The 288-nt window shown below is 62.2% G+C and carries 1 protein-coding gene; it reads right to left on the reverse strand.

Annotated elements, in window-relative coordinates:
* On the reverse strand, positions 1 to 288 hold a 288-nt coding region (locus BOQ64_RS22750; protein ID WP_164975875.1), incomplete at both ends, for an NAD-glutamate dehydrogenase domain-containing protein.

A 288-nucleotide genomic window follows, 5' to 3' on the forward strand; every position in this document is an offset into this window, starting at 1 on the left:
ATTGGCGACATCGGAGAAGGTCGCGGTGCCCTTGTCTGCGGCGACGACGAAATAGGGGTCGTCGCCATCATGGATGACAACGTCGGTCGGATGCACCACCGCGCCCTCGACGATATTGTCGGTGATCGACAGCAACGCCCGGATGAACACGCGGTAGCTTTCGGTGCCCTCGGCCAGCCAGGCATCGCGATTGGCGACATCGGAGAAGGTCGCGGTGCCCTTGTCTGCGGCGACGACGAAATAGGGGTCGTCGCCATCATGGATGACAACGTCGGTCGGATGCACCAC

Origin of the sequence: Chryseobacterium sp. CH25, from assembly GCF_004119455.1 — a bacterium.
In the GTDB taxonomy this organism is placed as follows: Bacteria; Bacteroidota; Bacteroidia; order Flavobacteriales; family Weeksellaceae; genus Chryseobacterium.